Raw genomic sequence first — 11,218 nt, forward strand, 5'->3', positions numbered from 1 at the left:
GGGTCTGCTTCGCAGCCCAACGCAGGGCAAGCCTGCTCGCCACGAAGGGCACTCTGAGCCCCTCTTGCCACACCTTGTCTCATCTTCGGTTATGCTCGGTCTTCGTCGCCAAACAACGGAGCCTCCATGATCGCTGCCCGCCTGCTTCTCCCCTTGAGCCTTGCCCTGCTGACCGCGTGCGCCAGTGCGCCGAAGCAAAACGTCACCGTGGAAAACCAGAGCGCCTGCCCGCTCCAGCTTAAAACTGGACAAAACCTGATCCTCACCCTGCCGAGTAACCCCACCACCGGCTACCGCTGGGCCATCCAGGATTCCGCCGGTGGCGTGCTGCGCGCGCTGAGCCCCGAGGTCTACAGCAGTACTGAGTCCGGAGTGATCGGAGGGGGAGGTCAATCGACCTGGCGCTTCCAGGCATTTGCCGCAGGACAAGGCCGTTTGCGCCTGACCTCCCAGCAACCCTGGGAGCCGGAAGCCGAACCCGTGGAGACCTTCGACTGCGCCATTACGGTGAACTGATATGCCATGGCTGATACTCGCGTTGATGGGAGCCTTCACTTTTATCTACGGCCTCGCCACCCATGCGATGTTGCTGTGCCTGCTGGTCAAGCCGCTGCCGGTACTGGCGCTGCTGGGCTGGCTGCATGATGCGCCGCCTACCGACTATCGACGCTGGATCAGCCTGGGGCTGATTTTCTCGCTGGTGGGCGATGTGTTGCTCGCCTGGCCCGGTGACCTGTTCATCTTTGGTCTCGGCGCGTTCTTGTTCGCTCACCTGGCCTACCTCAAGGCGTATTTGAGCGACTGTCGTCGCCCGGCACTCTTGCCGTTGGTGCTGGCGTTGGTGGTTGGCGCGATCTTGCTGAGCATCCTGATTTCCCACGGCCTCGGCGACCTGCTGATTCCAGTGGTCGTTTACGCTTTGGTGATCAGCGCCATGCTCTGGCGTGCCCTGGCGCGAGTGGGCAGCGAGGTGCCAAAACGTTCAGCCCTGCTGGCAGCAGCCGGTGCGGCGTCGTTTGTGTTTTCCGACACGCTGATCGGCATCAATCGGTTCGTGCTGTCGTTCGAGGCCGCGCCGTATTTGTTGATCACAACTTACTGGCTCGGCCAATGGGGAATCACGGCGTCGGCTTTCCATCAGACAACCCGCGCATCCGCTGACCAACTTGGCTAAAATGCCGGCCTTTCCCCCTCGTCGCCGGAACAACCGTGAGCAAACAACCCGATCGCCTATTCGCCCAGCCCCTGCCCCAGGTGCCGGACTTCGCCTTCAACGAGGACGTGGTGCGGGTGTTCCCGGACATGATCAAGCGCTCGGTGCCAGGTTACCCGACCATCGTCGAAAACCTCGGCGTGCTCGCGGCGCAGTTTGCCCAGCCCAACAGCGTGCTCTACGACCTGGGTTCGTCCCTGGGTGCGGTGACCCAGGCCTTGCGCCGTCACGTGCGCACTGACGGTTGCCGAGTGATCGCTGTGGATAACTCGGCGGCCATGGTCGAGCGTTGTCGCGAGTACCTCAATGGCCAGGACTCGATGTTCCAGGAGCTGCTGCCGGTCGAGGTGATCGAGGGCGATATCCTTGCGCTGCAATTTCAACCGGCGTCGGTGGTGGCGCTGAATTTCACCCTGCAATTCATTGCCCCCGACGAGCGCCTGGCGTTGCTGTCGCGCATTCGTCAGGCGCTGCTGCCGGGCGGTGCGTTGATCCTCTCGGAGAAGCTGCGCTTCAACGATGTTGAGGAACATGCGCTGCTCACCGACCTGCATATCGCGTTCAAACGCGCCAACGGCTACAGCGAACTGGAAATCGCCCAGAAGCGCAGCGCCATCGAAAACGTCATGAAGCCCGACAGCCTCGAAGAACACCGCGAACGCCTGCTGGCGGCCGGGTTCTCGAAAGTCGTGCCGTGGTTCCAGTGTCTTAACTTTGCCTCGTTGATTGCCTTGCCATGATTGATCTGTCCCCCCTTGCCCGCCATCTGGTCGGCACTCCCCTGGCCGTATGGGCCCAAGGCCTGCAAGCGCAGCTCGATAGCAAGATGGAAAAGGGCCATGGCGACTTGGAGCGTTGGCAGAGTGCCCTGGACGCGCTGCCAAAGATCCAGCCCAGTGAAGTCGACTTGCTCAATGGCCTGGTGCTGGACACCGATTGCGACGACGCCACCCGCGCGCAAATGCACACCGCGCTGATGGGCTTGAGCCCGTGGCGCAAGGGCCCGTTCCATCTGTTCGGCGTGCATGTGGATACCGAATGGCGCTCGGACTGGAAGTGGTCGCGTGTGGCCCCACACCTGAACCTGAAGGGCAAGCGCATTCTCGATGTCGGTTGCGGCAACGGCTACTACATGTGGCGCATGCTCGGCGCCGGGGCCGACAGCGTGATAGGCGTCGACCCGAACTGGCTGTTCTTCTGCCAGTTCCAAGCCGTACAGCGTTACCTGTCTGAGCCTAAAGCCTGGCACCTGCCGTTCCCGTTTGAAGACCTGCCGGCGAACATGGAAGGTTTCGACACGGTATTTTCCATGGGGGTGTTCTATCACCGTCGCTCGCCGATCGAGCATCTGCTGGCGCTGAAAGACACCTTGGTCAAGGGCGGGGAGTTGGTCCTGGAAACCCTGGTAGTAGAAGGCGACCAACAACAGGTGCTGGTGCCGGAAAACCGTTATGCGCAGATGCGTAACGTGTGGTTCCTGCCGTCGGTGCCGGCGTTGATGCTGTGGCTGCGGCGGGCAGGCTTCAGTGATGTGAGGTGCGTGGATGTAAGTGTGACCACGGTGGAGGAACAGCGCGGGACGGAGTGGATGAAGTATCAGTCCCTCAGCGACTTCCTCGATCCGCAGGATCACAGCAAGACGATTGAAGGGCTGCCGGCGCCGATGCGGGCCGTGATCATCGCCAAGAAGTAACCGCTAATCTCCCTGAAAAAATGGAGATCAAAAATGTGGGAGGGGCGGTGCGACGATTCCACTTGCTCCCGATAGCGGTGTATCAGCCATAGATGTGTTAGCTGATACCCTGCAATTGGGAGCAAGTGGAATCGTCGCACCGCCCCTCCCACATTTGCTCATCAGTGTTCTTTAGAGCGGGGGCTTAGCCCGGCGGGCCTTGAAGAATTCGCTCAGCACCGCGCCGCACTCCTCGGCCAGCACACCGCCTTCAAACAACACCCGATGATTCAGAAACCCCTGGGTAAAGAACTGTCCCTGGCTTTGCACAATCCCCGCCTTCGGCTCCAACGCGCCGTACACCACCCGCGCAATCCGCGAATGCACGATCAGGCCGGCGCACATGCTGCATGGTTCCAGGGTCACGTACAGCGTACTGCCCGGCAGGCGGTAGTTGCTGACAGCTTGCGCAGCTGCGCGAATGGCGACCATTTCGGCATGGGCGCTGGGGTCATTGCCGCTGATCGGGCAGTTGAAGCCGCGGCCGATGACTTCACCGTCCTGCACCAGCACCGCGCCCACCGGCACTTCGCCCAGGGCCGCACCTTGTGCCGCAAGGGCCAGGGCTTCGCGCATGAAATCCTGGTCGCGGCTGCGGTCGATAATCGCCGTGGGGCGAAACTGGCGCATCACGCCACCTCGATAGCGGCCATCAGGCCGGTTTCCATGTGGTCGATCACATGGCAGTGGAACATCCACACCCCCGGGTTATCTGCCACCAAGGCCACACGAGCGCGTTCGTTCTTGCCCAGCAGGTAAGTGTCGGTGAAGTACGGGATCACCTTGTGGCGGTTCGAGGCGATCACCTTGAAGCTCATGCCGTGCAGGTGGATCGGGTGCTGGTACTGGGTCATGTTCTTCAATTCGAAAATGTAGCTCTTGCCCTTTTCCAGCTTGGCAATCGGCCGGTCGGCGCAGGTCTTGTCGGTGATGTCCCAGGCCTGGCCGTTGATCTGCCACAGGCTCGGCGGCTTGCCGTTATCCACCGATACGGAGCCGACCCACTCGAAATTGAAGTTGAGTTTCTCCGCATTGGCCAGGTCCGGCTCGGCAATCGGGTTGGCGGGCAATGCCGGGGGCCATTCGGTCGGTGCATCGGTGTTGGCGACCGAGCGGAAAGTGCCCAGGCGCACCGGACCGTTGCGGATCGACAGTTCTTCGCCCTCCGGCGGTGCCTTGATCGCCAGGCAGATACGCATGCCCGGACCCAGCCAGTATTCCTTACCCATCGGCCGTGGTTCGACGGGGTTGCCGTCCAGCGCGTAGATCTGCGCGTCGACGTCGGGGATGTTGATGCGATAGGTCAGGGTGTTGTCGAGGTTGAGCAGGCGCACGCGGGTGATCTGCCCGGCGGGCAGGTCGATTACCGCCTGGGAGACGCCATTGATCGTCGACAACCGCCCGGCCGTACCGCCACGCGCGGCTTCACGGGGAATGCTGAAAGCGACGAAGGCGCCCTCTTCGTCCACATGCCAGCTCTTCAGGCTCAGGGTGCGTTCGTGTTTGAAGCCGGTGGGCTCGCGCTCTTCGATGATCAGCGGGCCGACCAGGCCTCGGCCGAGTTCTTCGCTGCTGTTCACATGGGGGTGATACCAGTAGCTGCCGGCATCGGGCACGCGGAATGTGTAGTCGAAGTATTCGCCGGGCAACACCGGCAATTGCGAGACATAGGGCACGCCGTCCATTTCCAGCGGCAGGCGGATGCCGTGCCAGTGAATCGTGGTGGCGACCGGCAGGTGGTTGATAAAGCGCACCCGCAGCCACTCACCCTGGCGCACGCGCAACTCGGTGCCCGGTGCCGAAGGGCCGAAGGCCCAGGCTTCGGTCTTGTGCCCCGGCACCAGTTCTACATCGAGCGGCGCGGCGATCAGTTCGTAATCGTGCCCTGCTTCGGCTTCGGCGACTTTCCCCAGCCAGTAGCGGTAGGCGCCACCGGCACCAACACCCACTACGGCCAGGCCTGCAAGACCACCCAGGATTTGTCGACGGGAAAAGGATCGGGACACAACAACCTCACGTATCTGCCGCAGGCGCAGGGCCTGCAAAGGGCAGATACGATACACCTGCATTGGCTAAACAGTAAGGCTTCTCATGTGGGAGGGGGCTTGCTCCCGATAGCAGTGTGTCAGCCACCACATTTATGGCTGATACACCGCTATCGGGGGCAAGCCCCCTCCCACATTGGTTCTTCATTATTTTTTAGGGTTTGGCAGCGGCCAGGATCAACGCTTTCATCTCGGCAACCGCGCCTTTGAAACCGACGAACAACGCATGAGCCACCAGCGCGTGGCCGATGTTCAGCTCGTTGATACCCTTGATCGCAGCCACCGCTTCGACGTTGTGGTAGTGCAGGCCGTGGCCGGCGTTGACGATCAGGCCTTCATTGAGGCCGCAGTTCACACCGTCAATGATGCGCTGCAATTCATCCGCTACTTCGGTCGGTGTGGTGGCATCGGCGTAACGGCCGGTGTGCAGCTCGATCGCCGGCGCGCCGACACGGCGGGACGCTTCGATCTGGCGCTCGTCGGCGTCGATGAACAATGAAACTTCGCTGCCGATCTTCGACAGGCGCTCCACGGCAGCCTTGATCCGCGCTTCCTGGCCAGCCACGTCGAGGCCGCCTTCGGTGGTCAGTTCCTGGCGGGTTTCCGGGACCAGGCAGATGTGCGCCGGGCGGATGCGCTCGGCGAAGGCCATCATTTCTTCGGTGACGCCCATCTCGAAGTTCATGCGGGTTTGCAGCACGTCCTTGAGCAGCAGCACATCGCGCTCCTGGATGTGGCGGCGGTCTTCGCGCAGGTGCACGGTGATGCCATCGGCGCCCGCTTCTTCGGCGTCCAGCGCGGCCTTGACCGGGTCAGGGTAACGGGTGCCCCGGGCCTGGCGCAGGGTAGCGACGTGGTCGATGTTGACGCCAAGAAGAATGCGATTGCTGGTGGTCACGGAAGCGCTCCTGAAAAGGGGAAAGAAACGCTGCACAGCATACACGGGGATGTCAGGGCTTTCGAAACAACTCGCGACTGACCAGCGGCCTTCCGCCCAAGTGCACGGCCAGGGCTTGGCGCATCAAGCGTTTGGCGGCGGACAACGCACCGGGTGCGCTCCAGTCAGCCTCGCTCATGGCCAGCAACTCGGCGCCCTGGAACAAGCCCGGTTGCAGCAGGTACACACGCTCCAGGCCAGCATCCACTTGCAGGCGGTACATGCCGTCGGCGGCGACGGGGTCGCCATGCAGGTCGTTGTTCAGTTCGAAGCCGTAGCCCAGGTCGTCGAGCAGGCGCCATTCGAAGGCGCGCAGCAGCGGCTCCAGGGGGCGACCTTCTGCCAGGGCCAGCAAGGTGGCGGCGTAGTGATCGAAGACAGCCGGGTGCGGGTCTTCGGCGGGCAACAGGCGGATCAGCAGCTCATTGAGGTAGAGGCCGCTGAACAGTGCATCGCCATTGAGCCAGGCGGAAGTGCCGACGCTTTCCAGGCGCCCGACGTTTTTCAGCTCACCCTTGCCGCGAAACTCCACATCCAACGCCACGAAGGGCCGCGCCAATGTCCCCGCCTTGCCCCGCGCGCTGCGCAACACCGCGCGCAGGCGGCCTTGGGGCGTGAGGAAGTCCACCAGGGCGCTGGTCTCGCGGTAGGCGCGGCTGTGCAGGACGTAGGCGAGTTGGCTGGGGGGTGGGGATTGGGACATGGGTTCTCTATCTTGAAAACAACACAAACCTAATGTGGGAGGGGGCTTGCCCCCGACGGCGGTGGTTCAGTCACTTATCTATTAACTGACCCACTGCTATCGGGGGCAATCCCCCTCCCACATTTTTGCCCTGCGGTGTCCTTAGAGGTCGCCGTAGCCGAGGGAGCGCAACGCACGCTCATCATCGGACCAACCACCCTTAACCTTCACCCACAGGTTGAGCATGATCTTGGAATCGAACAGCAATTCCATGTCTTTGCGCGCTTCGGTGCCGATACGCTTGATGCGCTCGCCCTTGTCGCCAATGATGATTTTCTTCTGGCCGTCACGTTCGACGAGGATCAGTGCATGGATATGCAGGGTCTTGCCCTGCTGCTTGAACTCTTCGATTTCGACGGTGATCTGGTACGGCAGCTCGGCGCCCATCTGGCGCATGATTTTCTCACGCACCAGTTCGGCGGCGAGGAAACGGCTGCTGCGGTCAGTGATCTGGTCTTCCGGGAAGAAGTGCTCGTTCTCCGGCAGGTAGCCGGCGATCACGCGCTCCAGGGTTTCGAGGTTGTGACCGTGCTGGGCCGAGATCGGCATGATCTGGGCGTTCGGCAGTTGCTCCTGCAGCCAGGTCAGGTGCGGCATCAGCTCGGCTTTGTCTTCGATACGATCGGTCTTGTTCAACGCGACGATCAAAGGGCCGGTGACGTACTGCACACGCTCCAGAACCATCTGGTCTTCGTCGGTCCACTTGGTGCGGTCGACGACGAAGATCACCACGTCGACGTCTTTCAACGCCGCCGAGGCAGTCTTGTTCATGTAGCGGTTAAGGGCTTTCTCGCCGCCTTTGTGCATGCCCGGGGTGTCGACGTAGACCGCTTGCACGCTGCCTTCGGTCTTGATGCCCAGCATGTTGTGGCGGGTGGTCTGCGGCTTGCGCGAGGTGATCGCGAGTTTCTGGCCGAGGATGTGGTTCAGCAGCGTGGACTTGCCCACGTTCGGGCGGCCGACGATGGCAACATAGCCACAGCGTGTTGCGGTTGAATCAGTCATGGCCATTCTCCACGCCCAGGGCAATCAGTGCTGCAGCGGCCGCTACCTGTTCGGCAATACGACGGCTTACACCCTGACCTCGGCTTTTTTCATTCAGTAAGGTGATTTCACATTCCACGAAGAACACGCGGCAATGGGGCTCACCCTGGATATCCACCACTTCGTAGCGTGGCAGGTCACAACCGCGCGATTGCAGGAATTCCTGCAGGCGGGTCTTCGGATCTTTGTTGGTGTCGACCAGCGTGAGGCTTTCGATCTCGGAGGTCAGCCACGCGGTGACGCGCTCCTTGGCCGCTTCCATGCCTGCATCGAGGTAGATCGCACCGATCAGCGCTTCAAGCGCGTCGGCCAGGATCGACTCACGGCGGAAACCGCCGCTCTTCAACTCACCGGACCCCAGGCGCAGGTACTCGCCCAGACCAAACCCACGGGCCAGCACGGCCAGGGTCTCGCCCTTCACCAGGCGTGCGCGCAAACGCGACAGCTGACCTTCACGGGCTTGCGGGAAGCGCTCGAACAAGGCTTCACCGGCGACGAAATTGAGGATGGCATCACCGAGGAATTCCAGGCGTTCGTTATTACGCCCTGCAAAGCTGCGGTGTGTGAGGGCAAGGACCATCAATTCCTGATCCTTGAAGGTGTAGCCGAGCTGGCGCTCGAGACGACTTAGAGAAACGGTCACGGTTTACCCATATCTGTGTGGTGGCACCGGCGGCCATCGACGATTGACGCAGTGTTCAAATTCAAATCCTGGTTGGTATTGCATGGGGACGGAAAATGTCCAAGCCCCAGAAAAGCATTCGGCGCTGTGTTCACAGCGCCGCTTGTATTACTTGATCAGCCCGACCCGCGAGAAGTTCGGCAGGTGGCTGAGCTTGGGTTCCGGCCAGCTCATCCAGACCGCGAAGGCCTTGCCGACGATATTCTGGTCGGGAACCATGCCCAGCAGATCCTTGGGAATGCTGGGGTCATCCCAATAGCGACTGTCATTGGAGTTGTCGCGGTTGTCGCCCATCATGAAATAGTGCCCGGCCGGCACTTTCCACTCGCCATCAGGCATCGCGCGGTAGCGGCTCATTTCCTTGCGGATTTCATGCTCTACCGCACCGAGTTTTTCCTGGTACAGCTCGGCACTGCCCAGGCTGTTCGGTTCGGAACCGAGCAACTTCTCGGCCACCGACTCGCCATTGATGAACAGGCGCTTGTCGCCGGTGTAGCGAATCACGTCGCCCGGCAGGCCTACCACACGCTTGATGTAGTTGACGTTCGGGTCGCTCGGGTAGCGGAACACCATCACATCGCCGCGCTGCGGATCACCGACTTCGATGACCTTCTTGTCGATCACCGGCAGGCGAATCCCGTAGGAGAACTTGTTCACCAGGATGAAATCGCCCACGTCCAGGGTAGGTTTCATCGACCCCGACGGGATCTGAAACGGCTCCACCAGGAACGAACGCAGCACCAGCACGATGAACAACACCGGGAAGAACGACTTGCCGTATTCAACCAGCAAGGGCTCTTTGTTCAGCTTCTCGATCACCACGACATCGGGCTGGCTGACGCTGCCCTGATAGGACGCGATAGCCGCCCGCCGACGCGGGGCGAAGAACACCAGATCGAGCAACGCCAGGAGACCGCAAACGGCAACGGCGATGACCAGCAACAGCGGGAAATTTAGCGACATAGGACCTAACTATCCAACCTGAGCACCGCAAGGAAGGCTTCTTGTGGAATTTCCACGTTGCCCACTTGCTTCATGCGTTTTTTACCGGCCTTTTGCTTCTCAAGCAGCTTGCGCTTACGGCTGACGTCGCCACCGTAGCATTTGGCCAGTACGTTCTTTCTGAGTGCCTTGACGGAGGTTCGCGCAATGATCTGCCCGCCAATGGCGGCCTGGATCGCGACATCGAACATCTGGCGCGGAATCAGTTCTTTCATCTTCTCGGTCAACTGGCGACCTTTGTAGTGCGCGTTGTCCTTGTGCACGATCAGTGCCAGGGCATCGACCTTGTCGCCGTTGATCAACACATCCAGTTTCACCAGATTAGCCGATTGGTAACGGTCGAAATGGTAATCCAGCGAAGCATAGCCGCGACTGGTGGATTTGAGACGGTCAAAGAAGTCCAGGACCACTTCGTTCATCGGCAAATCGTAGGTCACTTGCACCTGGGTACCGAGGAACAGCATGTCGTGCTGCACGCCACGCTTTTCGATACACAGGGTAATGACGTTGCCCAGGTGTTCCTGCGGCACAAGAATATTGGCCCGCACGATCGGTTCGCGCATGTCTTCGATGGAAGACAGGTCTGGGAGCTTGGACGGGTTGTCGACGTAAATCGTTTCACCGTTTTTAAGCAGCAGCTCAAAAATAACCGTCGGCGCCGTGGTGATCAGGTCCAGGTCGTATTCGCGCTCCAGGCGCTCCTGGATGATTTCCATGTGCAGCATGCCGAGGAAGCCGCAGCGGAAGCCGAAGCCCAGGGCGTCGGAGCTTTCCGGGGTGTACTGCAACGACGAGTCGTTGAGGGTCAGCTTTTGCAGGGCTTCGCGGAAGTCTTCGAAGTCGTCGGAACTGACCGGGAACAGGCCAGCGTAGACCTGCGGCTGGATGCGCTTGAAGCCCGGCAGCACGTCGACATCAGGGGTGGAACTCAAGGTCAGGGTGTCACCCACCGGTGCACCGTGGATGTCCTTGATACCGGCGATGATGAAGCCTACTTCACCGGCTTTCAGATCAGTGGTCGCGGTGTGCTTGGGGTTGAATACACCGACGCTGTCCACCAGGTGGATCTTGCCGGTGGACTTGACCAGGATCTTGTCGCCCTTCTTCACACGGCCGTGGCGCACGCGTACCAGGGAGACAACCCCCAGGTAGTTGTCGAACCAGGAGTCGATGATCAACGCTTGCAGCGGATCTTCGTAGTTACCGGTGGGGGCTGGAATGGTCTTGACCAGGCGCTCGAGCACTTCGTCGACGCCCAGGCCGGTCTTGGCGCTGCACTCGACGGCGTCGGTGGCGTCAATGCCGATGATTTTTTCGATTTCTTCTTTTACGCGATCCGGATCGGCCTGTGGCAGGTCGATCTTGTTCAGCACCGGCATGACTTCCAGGCCTTGCTCGATGGCGGTGTAGCAGTTGGCCACGGACTGGGCTTCAACGCCCTGGCCCGCGTCCACCACCAGCAGCGCGCCTTCGCAGGCCGCCAGGGAGCGGCTGACTTCGTAGGTGAAGTCAACGTGGCCCGGGGTGTCAATGAAGTTCAACTGGTACTTGATACCGTCTTTGGCGGTGTAGTACAGGGTAACGCTGTGGGCCTTGATGGTGATCCCGCGCTCGCGTTCGAGGTCCATGGAGTCCAGTACCTGGGCTTCCATTTCACGCTCGGCAAGGCCGCCGCACATCTGGATGAATCGATCGGCCAGCGTCGACTTACCATGGTCAATGTGGGCGATGATGGAGAAATTGCGGATATGACTCAAATCACTCACGGATCAACACTCAAAAAGGCTGCAGGCAGATTGCCCGCTGAAAAATAGCCGGGAA

Annotated in this window: 12 protein-coding genes; 4 read left to right on the plus strand and 8 right to left on the minus strand. The window is 60.7% G+C overall.

The features are described from left to right. Window positions 1-126: 126 nt before the first annotated feature. From AB1462_RS01595 to cmoB, 4 genes are read left to right on the plus strand one after another with little or no spacing between them, the layout of a single operon-like run. Window positions 127-516, plus strand: a complete 390-nt coding sequence (locus tag AB1462_RS01595) for a protease inhibitor I42 family protein (protein ID WP_090408986.1) — start codon at window positions 127-129, stop codon at window positions 514-516. A 1-nt stretch (window position 517) separates the two neighbouring features. Beyond that, complete coding sequence (locus tag AB1462_RS01600) at window positions 518-1,174, plus strand: lysoplasmalogenase (protein ID WP_367246043.1); 657 nt, start codon at window positions 518-520, stop codon at window positions 1,172-1,174. Between the two features lie 35 nt (window positions 1,175-1,209). After that, window positions 1,210-1,953, plus strand: a complete 744-nt coding sequence (gene cmoA, locus AB1462_RS01605; protein ID WP_090408992.1) for a carboxy-S-adenosyl-L-methionine synthase CmoA — start codon at window positions 1,210-1,212, stop codon at window positions 1,951-1,953. Continuing rightward, window positions 1,950-2,906, plus strand: coding sequence for a tRNA 5-methoxyuridine(34)/uridine 5-oxyacetic acid(34) synthase CmoB (cmoB, locus tag AB1462_RS01610; RefSeq protein WP_367246045.1), 957 nt, complete (start codon window positions 1,950-1,952; stop codon window positions 2,904-2,906). Before cmoA ends, cmoB begins: the two co-directional genes overlap by 4 nt. Window positions 2,907-3,077: 171 nt before the next feature. On the opposite strand, the gene tadA is transcribed toward cmoB, so the two are convergent. The 8 genes from tadA to lepA form a co-directional block, all read right to left on the minus strand. Then, window positions 3,078-3,575 carry a tRNA adenosine(34) deaminase TadA gene (gene tadA, locus AB1462_RS01615; protein WP_367246046.1) on the minus strand — a complete coding sequence of 166 codons (498 nt, stop codon included), beginning with the start codon at window positions 3,573-3,575 and terminating at the stop codon, window positions 3,078-3,080. Beyond that, window positions 3,575-4,951: a multicopper oxidase family protein gene (locus AB1462_RS01620; RefSeq protein ID WP_143513906.1), complete on the minus strand. Its 1,377-nt coding sequence runs from the start codon at window positions 4,949-4,951 to the stop codon at window positions 3,575-3,577. Before AB1462_RS01620 ends, tadA begins: the two co-directional genes overlap by 1 nt. A 193-nt stretch (window positions 4,952-5,144) precedes the next feature. Continuing rightward, complete coding sequence (pdxJ, locus tag AB1462_RS01625) at window positions 5,145-5,888, minus strand: pyridoxine 5'-phosphate synthase (protein WP_090409006.1); 744 nt, start codon at window positions 5,886-5,888, stop codon at window positions 5,145-5,147. Between the two features lie 52 nt (window positions 5,889-5,940). Continuing rightward, complete coding sequence (gene recO / locus AB1462_RS01630) at window positions 5,941-6,630, minus strand: DNA repair protein RecO (RefSeq protein ID WP_259192131.1); 690 nt, start codon at window positions 6,628-6,630, stop codon at window positions 5,941-5,943. Between the two features lie 141 nt (window positions 6,631-6,771). Further along, entirely contained in the window at window positions 6,772-7,674 is a 903-nt protein-coding gene (gene era / locus AB1462_RS01635) for a GTPase Era (protein WP_090409012.1), read from the minus strand. Continuing rightward, window positions 7,667-8,356, minus strand: a complete 690-nt coding sequence (gene rnc, locus AB1462_RS01640; protein ID WP_027604662.1) for a ribonuclease III — start codon at window positions 8,354-8,356, stop codon at window positions 7,667-7,669. The genes era and rnc overlap by 8 nt, the downstream gene beginning before the upstream one ends. 147 nt (window positions 8,357-8,503) lie before the next feature. Next, window positions 8,504-9,358 (minus strand): signal peptidase I, encoded by an 855-nt coding sequence (gene lepB / locus AB1462_RS01645; RefSeq protein WP_090409015.1) that lies wholly within the window; start codon window positions 9,356-9,358, stop codon window positions 8,504-8,506. A 5-nt stretch (window positions 9,359-9,363) separates the two neighbouring features. Next, window positions 9,364-11,163 (minus strand): translation elongation factor 4, encoded by a 1,800-nt coding sequence (lepA, locus tag AB1462_RS01650; protein WP_027604664.1) that lies wholly within the window; start codon window positions 11,161-11,163, stop codon window positions 9,364-9,366. Between the last annotated feature and the right edge of the window lie 55 nt (window positions 11,164-11,218).

Origin of the sequence: Pseudomonas sp. SB113 (genome assembly GCF_040754745.1) — a bacterium.
Taxonomy (GTDB): Bacteria; Pseudomonadota; Gammaproteobacteria; order Pseudomonadales; family Pseudomonadaceae; genus Aquipseudomonas; species Aquipseudomonas grimontii.